The sequence below is a fragment of the Frigidibacter sp. genome (assembly GCF_030695035.1).
Classification (GTDB): domain Bacteria; phylum Pseudomonadota; class Alphaproteobacteria; order Rhodobacterales; family Rhodobacteraceae; genus Frigidibacter.
Map to the genome: position 1 here is coordinate 273,673 of NZ_JAUYTT010000010.1, position 15,374 is coordinate 289,046.

Annotated in this window: 12 protein-coding genes and 1 riboswitch; all 12 genes read left to right on the forward strand. The window is 68.6% G+C overall.

Features of this window, described 5'->3' with window-relative positions:
- The first annotated feature begins 11 nt into the window (after window positions 1-11).
- The 12 genes from Q8S30_RS10435 to gcvP all read left to right on the forward strand — a co-directional run bounded on the left by Q8S30_RS10435 (window position 12) and on the right by gcvP (window position 15,338).
- Window positions 12-1,298, forward strand: coding sequence for an ABC transporter substrate-binding protein (locus tag Q8S30_RS10435; RefSeq protein WP_305665960.1), 1,287 nt, complete (start codon window positions 12-14; stop codon window positions 1,296-1,298).
- A gap of 76 nt (window positions 1,299-1,374) precedes the next feature.
- A complete protein-coding gene (locus tag Q8S30_RS10440) occupies window positions 1,375-2,256 on the forward strand; it encodes a branched-chain amino acid ABC transporter permease (RefSeq protein ID WP_305665961.1) in 882 nt (293 codons plus the stop codon).
- Window positions 2,253-3,200 carry a branched-chain amino acid ABC transporter permease gene (locus tag Q8S30_RS10445; protein ID WP_305665962.1) on the forward strand — a complete coding sequence of 316 codons (948 nt, stop codon included), beginning with the start codon at window positions 2,253-2,255 and terminating at the stop codon, window positions 3,198-3,200. Before Q8S30_RS10440 ends, Q8S30_RS10445 begins: the two co-directional genes overlap by 4 nt.
- Window positions 3,188-3,898, forward strand: a complete 711-nt coding sequence (locus Q8S30_RS10450; RefSeq protein WP_305665963.1) for an ABC transporter ATP-binding protein — start codon at window positions 3,188-3,190, stop codon at window positions 3,896-3,898. The genes Q8S30_RS10445 and Q8S30_RS10450 overlap by 13 nt, the downstream gene beginning before the upstream one ends.
- Entirely contained in the window at window positions 3,899-4,594 is a 696-nt protein-coding gene (locus Q8S30_RS10455) for an ABC transporter ATP-binding protein (RefSeq protein WP_305665964.1), read from the forward strand.
- A 3-nt stretch (window positions 4,595-4,597) separates the two neighbouring features.
- Entirely contained in the window at window positions 4,598-6,655 is a 2,058-nt protein-coding gene (locus Q8S30_RS10460; RefSeq protein WP_305665965.1) for a hydantoinase/oxoprolinase family protein, read from the forward strand.
- A gap of 87 nt (window positions 6,656-6,742) precedes the next feature.
- Complete coding sequence (locus Q8S30_RS10465) at window positions 6,743-8,443, forward strand: hydantoinase B/oxoprolinase family protein (RefSeq protein WP_305665966.1); 1,701 nt, start codon at window positions 6,743-6,745, stop codon at window positions 8,441-8,443.
- Window positions 8,443-9,522 (forward strand): CaiB/BaiF CoA-transferase family protein, encoded by a 1,080-nt coding sequence (locus tag Q8S30_RS10470; RefSeq protein ID WP_305665967.1) that lies wholly within the window; start codon window positions 8,443-8,445, stop codon window positions 9,520-9,522. Before Q8S30_RS10465 ends, Q8S30_RS10470 begins: the two co-directional genes overlap by 1 nt.
- An 82-nt stretch (window positions 9,523-9,604) precedes the next feature.
- Window positions 9,605-10,636 carry a histone deacetylase family protein gene (locus Q8S30_RS10475; protein ID WP_305665968.1) on the forward strand — a complete coding sequence of 344 codons (1,032 nt, stop codon included), beginning with the start codon at window positions 9,605-9,607 and terminating at the stop codon, window positions 10,634-10,636.
- 101 nt (window positions 10,637-10,737) lie between these two features.
- Window positions 10,738-10,841, forward strand: a riboswitch (glycine riboswitch).
- A 150-nt stretch (window positions 10,842-10,991) separates the two neighbouring features.
- Window positions 10,992-12,116 (forward strand): glycine cleavage system aminomethyltransferase GcvT, encoded by a 1,125-nt coding sequence (gene gcvT, locus Q8S30_RS10480; protein WP_305665969.1) that lies wholly within the window; start codon window positions 10,992-10,994, stop codon window positions 12,114-12,116.
- 16 nt (window positions 12,117-12,132) lie between these two features.
- Complete coding sequence (gene gcvH / locus Q8S30_RS10485) at window positions 12,133-12,492, forward strand: glycine cleavage system protein GcvH (RefSeq protein ID WP_305665970.1); 360 nt, start codon at window positions 12,133-12,135, stop codon at window positions 12,490-12,492.
- 8 nt (window positions 12,493-12,500) lie between these two features.
- Window positions 12,501-15,338 (forward strand): aminomethyl-transferring glycine dehydrogenase, encoded by a 2,838-nt coding sequence (gene gcvP / locus Q8S30_RS10490; RefSeq protein ID WP_305665971.1) that lies wholly within the window; start codon window positions 12,501-12,503, stop codon window positions 15,336-15,338.
- The last annotated feature ends 36 nt before the right edge of the window (window positions 15,339-15,374 follow it).

The following is a 15,374-nucleotide window of genomic DNA, read 5'->3' on the forward strand; positions in this document are numbered from 1 at the left end:
GAGATCTTCCCATGACTTCCAGACTGATCGGACTGACCCCGTCCCGGCGCACGGTGCTTGGCGGGCTTGCGGCCTCGGGCGCGGCGCTGGCGCTGCCGGCCCGCTTTGCCAGCGCCCAAAGCGCGGCCCCCATCAAGCTGGGCTTCCAGCTGCACCGCACCGGCATCGGCGCCGCCTATGGTCGCTGGTATGAGCGTACGGCGCAGGCGGCGCTGACGCTGGTGAACGAGGCTGGCGGCATCAATGGCCGGCCCGTAGAGATCCTGTTCGAGGATGACGGCACCGACCCCAAGCGCGGCGCCGAGGTGATGGAGAAATTCGCCAGCCAGTCGAATTGCGATGCCGTATTCGGCGCGCTGTTCAGCCATGTCGTCGTCGGCACCGCGCCCCGCGCGGGCGAGCTGAAGATGCCTTACCTTGTCTGCTCCGAAGGCCACCACGTCGCCTCGGGCAAGCTGAACCGCTGGACGCTGCAACCCGGCATCACCGATGTGAAATCGCAGGTGCAGGCGATGGCGCCGTGGATTTCCTCCACGCTTGGCAAGAAGGTCACGATGATCTTCCCGGACTATGCCTTCGGTCATGACCACCGCGACGCCTTCGTGCCGGCGATTCAGGCCGCGGGCGGCGAGGTGATCGAGCAGATCGCCATCCCGCCGACCGAGACCAGCTTCACCCGCTACCTGCCGCGGATCCCGTCCGATACCGAGGTGATCTATCACGTCATGGTCGGCCCCGCGGTGCTGACCTTCGTCAAGGAACTGGGCGAGTTCTACGGCTCTGGCGACCGGCCGCAGATCTTCGGCTTCATCGACTCGCTGGAAGCGGTGAACATCGCCTCGCCGGGGCTGGAATTCCTCGAGGGCACGCATTTCTGGGAAGGCCATTGCCGCTACCTTCAGGCCGATGCGGGTGAGCATGAGGCGACCTATCGCGCCGCGGTGGGTGTGGATGACACCGGCGCCTCGGTGGCCGATGCCAAGGACATCTCGACCTACGCCCACATGTTCTCGGTCTGGGAGACGCTGTTCATCCTGAAGGCGGGGATGGAGGCGGCGGGTTATCAGGGCCCGGCCGACCGGCAGAAGCTGGTCGAGGCGATCGAGGCGATGACCGATATGCCCTACAGCATCGAGCATCCGCAGGGCGCGAAAACCTTCAACGGCAAGACCCATCAGGTGTTCGGGCTGCAATACATCTCGAAGGTCGAGGGCGGCAAGCTGGTGAAGGTGCACACCACCTCGCCCGAGGACGGGATGTATCCCGACGAGGCCGACTACACCGCGATGTCGTTTTAAGGTGAGCTGATCTGGGGCAGGGCGGGGGCCGCGCGCCCTCGCCCCGCAGAGCGGCGTCCTCCAGAAGGGGCATTTCGTGGATTTCGGACCTTTCCTGCTTCTGGCCCTGATGGAGGGGCTGGTGACGGCCGCGGTGCTGGCGCTGACGGCGGTCGGCCTCGCGCTGGTCTTCGGCGTGATGCGCGTGGTGAACGTCGCGCATGGCGAGTTCTTCATGCTGGGCGCTGTCGCCGCGTGGTTCGTCACCACCTGGATCCCCGGCCCGCCCGCGGTGGGTTTCATCGCCGCACTGGTGCTGTGTCCGCTGCTGGTCGCCTCGGTCGCGGCGCTGGCCGATACGCTGGTGCTGAAGCGGTTGAACTACGATCCCGACGCCACCATCGTCGCCACCATCGGCCTGCTCTATATCCTGCAGCAGGCGGCGCTGAGCCTTTATGGCCCCGATGCCCGCCCGGTGGAGGCGCCCTTCACCCTGCGCGTGCAATTCCCGTGGTTCGGCTATTCGGGCTACAAGCTGGCGGTGATCGTGGCGGCGGCGTTGCTGCTTGCCGGGGTCTGGCTGCTGCTGGCGCGCACCAAGATCGGCCTTGTGATGCGCGCCACCCAGATCGACCGGGAAACCGCCCGCGCCTTCGGCATCAATGTGGACCGGGTCTATGCCGGGGTCTTCGCGCTTGGCGCAGGCCTCGCGGCGGTGGCGGCGGTGCTGATCGTGCCGATCCAGCAGGCGCATTACCTGATGGGGCATGATCCGCTGCTGCTGTCCTTCATCGTGGTCATCATCGGCGGGCTTGGCAGCCTGCGCGGCACCTTGGTCGCGGCGCTGCTGATCGGGCTTTCGGACGGGGTGATCTCTGTCTTCTTCTCGCCCACGCTGGCCAAGATCCTTGCCACGCTGTTCGTGGCGCTGGTGCTGGTCTTCCGCCCGCAGGGCCTGATGGGAAGGCGCGCAGCATGACCGGCAACGCGTTCAAGGTCTGGGCCCTGCATCTGGGGGTGCTGGCGGCGCTGCTGGCGGCGCAGTTCGTGCTGCCGGCCTATCACAACGGCAACCTCGCCCGGATTATGGTGCTGGCGGTCTATGCGATGGGGTTCAACATCGCCTTTGGCTATACGGGGCTGCTGAGCCTCGGCCACGCGCTGTTCTTCGGAGCGGGGCTTTACGGGATGGGAATGCTGGTCGCGCTGGCCGGTTGGGGCGCCGGGGCGGCGCTGACCGCCGGCATCGCCGCGGGCGGGGCGATGGCGCTGGCCGTGGGCCTGCTGGCGCTGCGCACCGCGGGCGTGTCCTTCATGATCGTCACGCTGATGTTCGCGCAGGCCGGCTACCTGACCATCCTCTACTACACCCCCTATACCCGCGGCGAGGAAGGCATCGTCATCGACCGCGCCGCAAGGGTGCTGCTGGGGTTCGACCTGTCGGACGATGGGGTGCGCTACTTCGCCGCCTTCGCCCTCTTCGCCGCCGCGCTGCTGGTCAAGCTGGCGCTGGTCCGCTCGCCCTTCGGCCGCGTCATGGTGGCGATGCGCGAGAATGAAGAGCGCAGCCGGATGCTGGGCTACGATCCCTTCCGCATCAAGTTGGCGGCGCTGGTGCTGTCTGGCATCTATGCAGGCGCGGCGGGGGCGGCCTATGGGCTGCTGTTCGGCTATGTCGGGGCCAGCTTCGCCTCGATCCAGTATTCGATCCTGCCCCTCCTGTATGTCCTCCTCGGCGGGGCGGGCACCGTGCTCGGGCCGTTCCTCGGCGCGGCGCTGATGTTCTACCTGATCGACCTCGCCAGCGGCATCACCACCGCGCATCTGCTGGTGGTGGGGGTCGCGCTGCTGGTGCTGGTGCTGTTCGCGCCCAAGGGCATTCTGGGCGCGCTGCGAGACAGGGGGCTGAAATGGCTGCCGTAACCTTGCTGGAAGCCCGCGCCCTGACCCGGCATTTCGGCGGCCTGCGCGCCGTGGACGGGGTGGATTTCGATCTGGCGCAGGGCGAGATCCACGCCCTGATCGGCCCCAATGGCGCGGGCAAGACCACCTTCGTCAGCCTGCTCTGCGGCCGGGTGCCGGTGCAGTCTGGCAGCATCCGCTTTGCCGGGCAGGACATTACCCGCCTGCCGGCGCACGCCCGCGTCCGCGCCGGCATCGCCTATACCTTCCAGATCACCGCGATCTATGCGCGGCTGAGCGTCCTCGACAACATCGCGCTGGCCGTGCAGTCGCGGGGGGCCTCCCACCTCGCGGCGGAATCCATGGCCGCGCTCGACCGCGTCGGCCTTGCCTCCCGCGCAGACATGCTGGCGGGCGAGCTCTCCTACGGCCACCAGCGCCTGCTGGAGGTGGCCATGGGCCTCGCCCTGCGCCCGCGCCTCCTGATCCTCGACGAGCCGACGCAGGGGCTGGCGAACTCCGAGATCGACGCCTTCAAGGATCTGGTCCGCGGCGTGGTGCCGGACATGACCGTGCTGCTGATCGAGCACAACATGGATGTGGTGATGGACCTTGCGCAGCGGATCACCGTGCTGAACTTCGGGCAGGTTCTGGCGACCGGCACGCCGGACGAAATCCGCGCCAACCCGGCGGTGCAATCCGCCTATCTGGGGGGCTGAATGCTGCAGGTGCGCGAACTCGAGGCCGGTTACGGCGCGGTGACGGTGCTGCGGGGGCTGACCCTGCAGGCGGCGCCGGGCGAGGTGCTCTGCGTGATGGGCCGCAACGGTGCGGGCAAATCCACGCTGATGAAGGCGATCATGGGGCTGGTGCCTGCGAATGCCGGCGAGATCACGCTGGACGGCTCACGCGTCAGCGGTCTGCCCGCGCATGAGGTGCCGCGGCTGGGGATCGGCTATGTCCCGCAGGGGCGGCGGCTCTTTGGCGATCTGACGGTGGCCGAAAATATCGAGATCGGGCTGATGACCCGCCGCCACGGCGCCGCCACCCGCGAGCGGGTGCTCGACCTCTTCCCGCGCCTGCGCGAACGCATGGGGCAGGTCTCGCGCACCCTGTCGGGCGGTGAGCAGCAGATGCTCGCCATCGCCCGCGCGCTGTGTATCGAGCCCAAGGTGCTGCTGCTGGACGAGCCGACCGAGGGGCTGCAACCCTCGATGATCGCGCTGATCCGCGAGACGGTGGTGGCGCTGAAGGCGACGGGCGTCGCGACGGTGCTGGTGGAACAGCGCGTCGATGCGGTGCTGTCGGTCGCCGACCGCGTGGCCTTCGTCGACCACGGCCGCGTCGCCGAGGTGGTTCCGGCGGCGGGGATGACGCACAATTCGCCCGAATTCCTGAAATACGTTGGGATCTGAGCCATGGCCAAAGGGGAACTGGAGACCACCCCGCGCGGCCTCGTCGCCGGCGTCGATGTCGGCGGCACCTTCACCGACCTCGTGATCTTCGATCCTGCCACCGGCACCGTCCGGCTGGCCAAGGTGCCGACGACGCTCGACAATCAGGCTTTCGGGGTGCTCGCGGCCTTTGCGGCGGCGGATCAGGATCTGACCGGCCTCGACCTCATCGTGCATGGCACCACCACCACCACCAATGCCGTGCTGGAACGCAAGCTGGCCCGCACCGGCATCGTCACCACCATGGGCTTCCGCGACGTGCTGGAGCTTGGCCGCCGCACCCGCCCGCAGCCCTATGGCATGACCGGGCGCTTCGCGCCGATCATCCCGCGCGACCTGCGGGCCGAGGTGCCCGAGCGGATGGACGCCCGGGGGCAGGTGCTGACGCCGCTGGATGAACCCGCCTTGCGCGCCGCCCTCGCGGACCTGCTGGCGAAGGGTTGCGAGGCGCTGGTCATCCATTTCCTGCATTCCTATGCCAACCCCGCGCATGAGCTGCGGGCGGCGGAGATCGCGGCTGAGGTCTGGCCCAATACCCACATCACCATCGGCCACCGCCTCCTCTCCGAAAGCCGCGAATATGAACGCGGGGTGACGGCCGCCGTCAACGCCGCCGTGCAGCCGCTGCTGGAGCGCTACATCGCCCGGCTTCAGACGGAGCTGAGCGCCCGCGGCTACACCCGCGAGCTCTTGGTGATGAACGGCAACGGCGGCATGGTCTCGTCCCGGCTGGTGGCGCGCGAGGCGGTGAAGACGGTGATGTCCGGCCCCGCCTCTGGCGTGATGGCGGCGGTCTATACCGGGCGGCGGGCGGGGATGCCGAACCTCGTGACCTATGACATGGGCGGCACCTCCACCGATGTGGCGCTGATCCGCGGCGGCCGCGCGCCTGTGTCGAACGAGATCGAGATCGAATATGCAATGCCGATCCATGTGCCGATGGTCGATGTGCGCACCGTCGGGGCAGGGGGCGGCTCGCTGGCCCGGGTCGATGCGGCCGGGATGCTGCGCGTCGGCCCCGAAAGCGCCGGCAGCACGCCGGGGCCGATCTGCTATGGCCGCGGCGGCACGCAAGTGACCATCTCCGACGCCAACCTGCTGCTGGGGCGGCTGCCACCCGAGCGGTTCGGGGGTGAGCTGCGGGCCGCCGTGCGCGAGGCCTTCGCGCAGCAGATCGGCGCGCCCCTTGGCCTGACGCCCGAGGCAGCGGCGATGGCGGTGCTGCGGCTTGGCAATACCCATATGGCCGGCGCGATCCGCATGGTCTCCATCTCCATGGGCGCCGACCCGCGCGACTTCGCGCTCTTCGCCTTCGGCGGCGCCGGCCCGCTGCACGCCGCGGCGCTGGCGCGGGAACTGGCGATCCCGCAGGTTCTGGTGCCCGCCCGCCCCGGCATCACCAACGCGCTTGGCTGCGTGGTGGCCGACCTGCGCCATGACTTCGTGCGTACCCTCAACCGCCCTCTGGACCTCGCGGATATGGCCACCGTCCACGCCATCTTCGCCGCGCAAGAGGCCGAGGGCCGCGCCCTGATCGGGGCCGAGCGCATCGCCCTGACCGGCATCACGGCCGAATACAGCGTAGATATGCAGTTCGTCGGCCAGACCCACCTGCTGCGGGTGCCGCTGCCAAGCGGCCAGCCCACCCGGGCCGAACTGCAAGCCGCCTTCGAGCGCGCCTATCACGCCCGCTTCCGCGTCGATCTGGACAGCATCCCCGCCAACCTCGTGAACCTCAACACCTCCGTCATCGGCGCCCGCCCCGAGATCGACCTCGCCGCCCTGATCGACCCCGCCGGCCGCCGCGCCACCCTCTCGGAAGCCCGGACTGGCACCCGCCCGGTCTGGTTCGAAGGCTGGACCGACACGCCGGTCTATTGGCGCGACCACCTGCCGGCGGACCTGAACCTCACCGGCCCGGCGATCATCGAACAGATGGACACGACGCTGGTTCTCGACCCGAGGGACCATGCGAGGATGGATGCGGACGGCAACCTGATCGTCACGGTAAGGAGCGCCTGACATGCCCGCTTTGCCTTTTCCAAATATCCTCGGGGGGCTCCGGGGGGCAGACAGCCCCCCGGCTTCGCTCGCCAGAGGCGCAACCCCATGAGCCTCGACCCCGTCACCCTCGCCGTCATCCAGGCCGGCCTCCAGCAGGTCTGCGACGAGATGGACCTCAGCTTTTCCCGCGCCGCCTTCTCGCCGGTGATCGCCGAAGCCGATGACCGCTCCGACGGCATCTATGACGCCAGCGACGGCTCCCTGATCGCGCAAGGCGCGCGGGGGCTGCCGGTCTTCGTTGGCACCATGCAATTCTCCACCCGCCACCTGATCCAACGCATTGCCAGCGGCGAGACGCTGCCGCCGGAGCCGGGTGACATCTACATCGTCAACGACCCTTACCTTGGCGGCACCCATCTGATGGATGTGCGCTTCGCCATGCCCTTCTACCGGGACGGCCAGATCTTCTGCTGGCTCTCCAACACCGGCCACTGGCCCGATACCGGCGGCGCGGTGCCCGGTGGCTTCAGCGCCAGCGCCACCAGCGCGGAGCAAGAAGGGCTGCGCCTGCCGCCCGTCAAGCTGTTCAAGCGCGGGGTGATGGACCCCGAGCTGTGGCAGGTGATCTGCTCCAATATCCGCGTCTCGGGCCAGCGCATCGGCGATGTGAAGGCACAGGCCTCGGCGCTGCTGGTGGGGGCGGAACGGCTGACGACGATCCTCGACCGCTATGGCGACGGCGATGTGCGCGAGGCGATTGCCCGGGTGCGCGCGCTGGCGGCGCGGCAGATGCGCGCCAGCATCGCGCAGATCCCCGAGGGGCGCCTGACCGCCAGTGCCTTCATCGACAGCGACGGCGTGGTGAATGAGCCCCTGACAATCGCGCTGACCGTCACCCGCAGCGGCGCGCCGGGCGAGGAAACGCTGACCTTCGACTTCACCGGCTCCTCGCTGCCCTGCGCCGGGCCGATGAACTCGGTCCGCGCCACCACGCTGTCGTCAGTCTACCTCGCCATGCGCCACATCTTCCCCGATGTGCCGATGTCGGCGGGCGCGTTCGAGCCGCTGGAGGTCATCGGCATCGAGGGCACTTTCCTCGATGCCCATTACCCCCGCCCGGTCTCTGGTTGCGCCGCCGAGGTCAGCCAGCGCATTGCCGAGGCTGTGTTCGCCGCGCTGGTGCAGGGGATCCCGGACCTCGTCACCGCATCCCCCGCCGGCACCTCGGGCAATTTCGGGCTGGGGGGGCACGACCCCGACAAGGGCCGCGACTATGTGATGTACCAGATCTCGGGTGGCGGCTATGGCGGCAATGCCGGGCATGACGGGCTGGCCAATGGCTGCTCCACCATCGGCATCTCCAAGGCCCCGCCGGTGGAGATCATGGAGCAGACCTATCCGGTGCTCTACCGCCGCTATGCGCTGCATGAGGGCTCGGGCGGGGCCGGGCAGCAGCGGGGTGGCTTTGGGCTCGACTATGAGATCGAGCTTCTGCGCGGCACTGCCCGCGCCAGTTTCGTGATGGACCACGGCCGCACCGGCCCGCAGGGGGCGCTTGGCGGGCAGGATGGCGCGGTGAACCGGGTGGAGGTGATCCGCGGCGGCGTGGTGGCGGTGCCCGAGCATCTGTCCAAGGCGCAGGACATCCCCTTGCAGCCCGGCGACCGGGTCCGCGTCCGCACCCCCGGCGGTGGCGGCTATGGCGATCCGGCCCTGCGCGATCCGGGGGCGGTGGCCGAGGATGTACGCCTTGGCCGCTACACTCCCGATCAGGCCCGCGCACTGTTTCCAGGATGGAGGGGCTAATGCTGGAAGGGCTGCGGGTCATCGAGTTCGAGGGGCTGGGGCCGGGCCCCTTCGCCGCGATGCTGCTGGCCGATCTGGGGGCCGAGGTCATCACCATCCACCGCCCCGGCCCGGGCGCGCCGGGGCTGCTGGACCGCGGCAAGCGCTCCATCACGCTCGACCTCAAGGCCCCGGATGATATCGCCATCGCCCGCGCCCTGATCGCCTCGGCCGAGGCGCTGATCGAGGGGCTGCGGCCGGGGGTGATGGAGCGGCTGGGGCTGGGGCCCAAGGACTGCCACGCGCTGAACTCGGCGCTGGTTTACGCGCGCATGACCGGCTGGGGCCAGACCGGACCGCTGGCGCCAGTGGCGGGGCATGACCTCAACTACCTCGCCCGCTCTGGCGCGCTGTGGTTTGCGGGGCTGCCCGGGGACGCGCCGATGCCGCCGCCGGCGCTGGTCGGCGATATCGGCGGCGGGGCGATGTATCTGGCCGTCGGCCTGCTGGCCGGGGTGATGCGGGCGCGCATGACCGGGCAGGGGACCACCGTCGATGCCGCCATCGTCGATGGCTCGGCCCATATGCTGGCGCTGCTGCTGTCGCTGCGCCCTCCCACCGCGCAGGGATTTGCCCGCGGCACCGGTCCGCTGGACGGCCCGCACTGGTCGCGCAGTTATGGCACCGCCGATGGCGGCCATGTCGCGGTGCAGGCCTACGAGCCGAAATTCTACGCGCTGCTGCTGGAGGGGCTGGGGCTGGCGGGCGACCCCGCGATGGCCGCGCAGCACGACCCTGAGCAATGGCCGGCCCAGACCGCCCGGCTGGCTGCGATCTTCGCGGCCCATCCCCGCGCCCACTGGGAAACGCTCTTCGGCGCCAGCGATGCCTGCGTGGCCCCGGTGCTGTCCCCGGACGAGGCCGCCGCCGATCCGCATATGGCCGAGCGCGGCACGTGGCAGGAGACGGGGGGCACCCTGCAACCCTCCCCCGCGCCCCGCTTCGACGGCCATCGCGCGGACCTGAACCCGCTCCCCGCCCGCGACCAGCACCGGACGGAGATCCTCACTGACCTCCGCCAGCGCGGCCTGCTGCCCTGACGCTTTTCCACCTTCCCGCCTCGCCCGCTTCCGGGCAGGATCGCCGCAGCGCGCAGCGGCGACAGCCAAGGAGAGACCAAGAATGAAGGTGTTTTTCAGCGAGGATCACCGCCTGCATTTCCCGCAGGCCGAGCTGAGCGGGGGCCAGTTCGTCACCCCCTATGAGCGGCCAAGCCGGGCGGAATACGTCTATCAGCGGCTCAAGCAGCAGGGCCTGCGCGACATCGCCGATCCGGGTGCCTGCGACATGGCCCCGGTGCGGGCGATGATGGACCCGGGCTTCCTTGCCTTCCTCGAAACCGCCTGGGACCAGTGGAAGGCCGCGGGCTGCGCGGGTGAGGTGATCCCGGCGGCGATCCCGGCGCGGCGGATGCAGATGGCGCGGCCGCCCCGCAATATCGACGGGCTGGCGGGCTACTACTGCCTCGCGCAGGAGACCGCGATCACCGGCGGCACCTGGGGCGCGGCGCTGTCGTCGATGGCTTCGGCGCAGGCGGCGCAGCGCCATGTGGCGGCGGGCGCGCGGTCGGCCTTCGCGCTCTGCCGTCCGCCCGGGCACCATGCGACGGCGGACATGTATGGCGGGTATTGCTTCCTCAACAACGCCGCCGTGGTCGCCCAGATGTTCCGCGATCAGGGCGCGGGCCGGGTCGCGGTGCTGGACATCGACTTCCACCACGGCAACGGTACGCAGGACATCTTCTATGGCCGAGGCGACGTGTTCTTCGCCTCGGTCCACGGCGCGCCGGAGGATGCCTTTCCCTACTTCCTCGGCTTCGCGGATGAGACCGGCGCGGGCGCGGGCGAGGGCACCACGGCCAACTACCCGCTGCCGCCCGGCACCGGCTATGACCGCTGGTCCGGGGCGCTGGACGATGCCATTGCCCGCATCAAGGCGTGGGGGGCAGAGGCGCTGGTGGTCTCGCTGGGGGTCGATGCCTACAAGGACGACCCGATCAGCTTCTTCAAGCTCGACAGCCCCGACTTCGCCGATGCCGGCCGCCGGATCGAGACGCTCGGCCTGCCGACGGTGTTCTGCATGGAGGGTGGCTATGCGATCGAGGCGGTGGGGATCAACACGGTGAACGTGCTGGAAGGTTTCCTCGGCGCCTGATTGCTGGCCGCCTCGCGCCCGCAGGCGGCGCTTTGTGCAGACAAAGCGTCGCTTCCCAGCATTTCACTTGCCAGAACCGCGGGCGGTCTTGTATCCGGGAAGGGTCAGGATCGGGAGAATCCGGGGCACCCCGCAAGGGGCACTCCGGTGCCGAAGGAGCAACCGCCCCGGTAAACTCTCAGGCGCAAGGGACCGTTCTGGCACAAGGACTCTGGAGAGAGGCGCGAGGGCAACCCCGCGCCCGCCGAAGGGATAACGATCTCAGGCGCAAGGACAGAGGGGGCATCGGAACGACGGGACGATTCCGTCGGGCGATGCCAGGGCGTTTCCCCGGCCAAAGGCAAGGAGGGCGGCAATGGCCGACCTGAACCGCACGGCACTTCACGCCCTGCATCTGCGGCTTGGCGCGAAAATGGTGCCGTTCGCCGGCTATGACATGCCGGTCCAATATCCCGCAGGGGTGCTCAAGGAGCATCTGCATACCCGCAGCGTGGCGGGCCTGTTCGATGTCGGCCATATGGGGCAGGTGCTGGTCACCGCCATCAGCGGCCGGCAGGCGGATGCGGCGCTGGCGCTGGAACGGTTGGTGCCGGTCGATCTGGCCGGGCTGGCCGAGGGGCGGCAGCGCTATGGCTTCCTGACGAATGAGGCGGGCGGGATCATCGACGATCTGATGATCGCCAACCGCGGGGATCACTTCCTCATCGTCGTCAACGCCTCTCGCAAGACCGAAGACCTTGCCGCCCTGCGCGCCGGCCTGCCCGATTGCGACGTGGCCGAGGTGCCCGGCCGCGGGCTGATCGCGCTGCAAGGCCCGGGGGCCGAGGCGGCGCTGGCGCGGCTGGTGCCCGATGCGCCCGAATTTGCCTTCATGGATGTGGGCATCCGGCTGTGGCAGGGGGTGGAGCTGTGGATCTCGCGCTCCGGCTATACCGGCGAGGACGGGTTTGAAATCTCGGTGCCGGACGCGTTTGCCGAGGCCCTGGCCGAACGGCTGCTGGAGATGCCAGAGGTCGCGCCCATCGGCCTTGGCGCGCGCGACAGCTTGCGGCTGGAGGCGGGGCTGTGCCTCTATGGCCATGATATTGATGAGGAAACCAGCCCGGTGGAGGCTGGCCTCTCCTGGGCGATCCAGAAGATCCGCCGCACCGGCGGCGCCCGTGCCGGCGGCTTCCCCGGTGCCGGGCGGATCCTGCGCGAACTGGCCGAAGGGCCGGCCCGCAAACGCCGCGGCCTGCGCCCCGAGGGCCGTGCCCCGATGCGCGAGGGCGTGGAGATCTATGCGGGTGAAGAGGGTGGCGCGCCCATCGGCCGCGTCACCTCGGGCGGCTTCGGCCCCAGCATCGAGGCACCGATGGCGATGGCCTACCTGCCGCCCGACCTGCCCGAAGGCTCCACTGTCTATGGCGATGTGCGCGGCAAACGCCTGCCCGCGCGCATCGTCCCCATGCCCTTCCGTCCCGCCACCTTCAAACGCTAAGTCAAGGATTGCACAGATGAAATTCACCGAAGATCACGAATGGCTGCGCGTCGAGGGCGATCTGGTCATCGTCGGCATCACCGAACATGCCTCGGAACAACTGGGCGATGTGGTGTTCGTGGACCTGCCCGCGGCGGGCCGCAGCGTCAACACCGGCGATGAGGTGGTGGTGATCGAGAGCGTCAAGGCCGCCTCCGACATCCTTGCGCCGCTGGAGGGCGAGATTGTCGCGGTCAATGACGCGCTGGCGGACACCCCGGCGCTGGTCAACGAGGACCCGCTGGGGGCCGGCTGGTTCTTCAAGATGAAGGTCGCGGACCTGTCGGCGCTGGATGGCTTCATGGATGAGGCCGCCTACAAGGCCCTGATCGGCTGAGGAAAATCATGACCTGGACCCCGACCGACTACGACCCCTACGACTTTGCCAACCGCCGCCATATCGGCCCCTCGCCCGATGAGATGCGGCTGATGCTGCAAGCCGTCGGCGCCCCGGATCTGGACGCGCTGATCGCCGAAACCGTGCCCGCCAGCATCCGCCAGGGCACGGAACTGGACTGGGCCCCGCTGGCCGAGCATGAGCTGCTGGCCAGGATGCGCGGCGTTGCGGCGAAGAACCGGGTGATGGCCAGCCTGATCGGGCAGGGCTATCACGGCACCGTCACCCCGCCGGTGATCCAGCGCAATATCCTGGAAAATCCTGCCTGGTATACGGCTTACACCCCCTACCAGCCCGAGATTGCGCAGGGGCGGCTGGAGGCGCTGCTGAACTATCAGACGATGGTGGCGGACCTCACGGGCCTGCCCATCGCCAATGCCAGCCTGCTGGACGAGGCGACGGCAGCGGCCGAGGCGATGGCGATGGCCGAGCGGGTGGCCACGTCGAAGGCGCGGGCCTTCTTTGTCGATGAGGCCTGCCATCCGCAGACCATCGCGGTGATCCAGACCCGAGCGCAGCCGCTGGGGATCGAGGTGCTGGCGGGGCCGGCGGATTCTCTTGAGAGTTCAAGGGTTTTCGGGGCGATCTTCCAGTATCCCGGCACCTATGGCGAGGTGCGGGACTTCACCGCCGAAATCGAGGCGCTGCACGGAGCCGGGGCCATCGCCGTGGTGGCGACCGACCTGCTGGCGCTGTGCCTGCTGAAGGAGCCGGGGGCGATGGGGGCCGACATCGCCGTCGGCTCCTCGCAGCGCTTTGGCGTGCCGATGGGCTTTGGCGGGCCGCACGCGGCGTTCTTCTCCTGCCGCGATGCGTTCAAGCGGTCGATGCCCGGGCGGATCGTCGGCGTCTCCATCGACGCCAAGGGCAACAAGGCCTACCGGCTGGCGCTGCAGACGCGCGAGCAGCATATCCGGCGCGAGAAAGCCACCTCCAACGTCTGCACCGCGCAGGCGCTGCTGGCGGTGATGGCGAGCTTTTATGCGGTGTTCCACGGGCCGCGGGGTTTGCGGGCAATTGCAGAAAAACTGCATTTGAGGACCGTCGGTCTGGCCGATGCCTTGCGCAAGGAAGGCGCAAAAGTGCAACCGGGGGCGTTTTTCGACACGATCACGGTAGAGGTCGGCGTGGGGCAGGCGGGTATCCTTGCAGCCGCCGAACAGCGCGGGATCAACCTGCGCAAGGTGGGGCGTGACCGGGTCGGGATCTCGCTCGACGAGACCACCGATGACGGGGTGATCGCGCGGTTGCTGGATGCCTTTGGCATCAGCGAGCCCGCCAGCATTGCCACGCAGCCGGGGGTGCCCGAGGCGCTGCTGCGGCAGTCGGATTACCTGACCCATCCGGTCTTTCACATGAACCGCGCGGAAAGCGAGATGATGCGCTACATGCGGCGGTTGTCGGACCGGGATCTGGCGCTGGACCGGGCGATGATCCCGCTGGGGTCCTGCACCATGAAGCTGAACGCGGCGGCGGAGATGATGCCGGTCACCTGGCCGGAGTTCGGATCGCTGCACCCGTTCGCGCCGGCGCATCAGGCGGCGGGCTATGCCGAAGTGATCGAGGATCTGTCGGAAAAGCTTTGCGAGATAACGGGTTACGATGCGTTCTCGATGCAGCCCAATTCCGGCGCGCAGGGGGAATATGCGGGGCTGCTGACCATCGCCGCCTTCCACCGGGCGCGAGGGGAAAGCCGCGACATCTGCCTGATCCCGGTTTCGGCGCATGGTACCAACCCGGCTTCGGCGCAGATGGCGGGGATGAAGGTGGTGGTGGTGAAATCCGCCCCCAACGGCGACATCGACTTGGAGGATTTCCGGGCCAAGGCCGAGGCGGCGGGAGGGCGGCTGGCGGCCTGCATGATTACCTATCCCTCTACCCATGGTGTGTTCGAGGAGACGGTGCGCGAAGTGTGCCAGATCACCCATGAGTTCGGCGGGCAGGTCTATATCGACGGCGCGAACATGAACGCCATGGTCGGGTTGGTGAAACCGGGCAGCATCGGCGGGGATGTCAGCCACCTGAACCTGCACAAGACCTTCGCTATCCCTCATGGCGGCGGCGGGCCGGGGATGGGGCCGATTGGGGTAAAATCCCACCTTGCGCCCTATCTGCCGGGGCATCCCGAGACTGGCGGCGGCGAGGGGCCAGTGAGTGCGGCGCCTTATGGTTCCGCATCTATCCTGCTGATTTCATGGGCCTATTGCCTAATGATGGGCGGGGCGGGCCTCACGCAGGCGACCAAGGTGGCGATCCTGAATGCCAACTACATCGCGGCGCGGCTGAAGGGGGCTTACCCGGTGCTGTTCATGGGCAACCGGGGGCGGGTGGCGCATGAGTGCATTCTGGACCCGCGGGCCTTTGCCGAGGTGGGGATCACTGTCGACGATATCGCCAAGCGCTTGATCGACAACGGTTTTCACGCGCCGACGATGAGCTGGCCGGTCGCCGGCACGCTGATGGTGGAGCCGACGGAGAGCGAGACCAAGGCGGAACTCGACCGCTTCATCACCGCGATGCTGGCGATCCGGGCCGAGATCGCTGATGTGGCGGAGGGGCGAATTTCCAAGGATAACAACCCCTTGAAGCACGCTCCTCACACGGTCGAGGACCTCGTGGCCGATTGGGACCGCCCCTATAGCCGCGAGCAGGGGTGCTTTCCGCCCGCCAGCTTCCGGGTGGACAAGTATTGGCCGCCGGTGGGGCGGGTGGACAACGTCTGGGGCGACCGCAACCTGACCTGCACCTGCCCGCCGGTGGAGAGCTATGCCGAGGCGGCGGAGTAGGCTTTGGGCGCATATGGAACCCATGCAGAACCCATA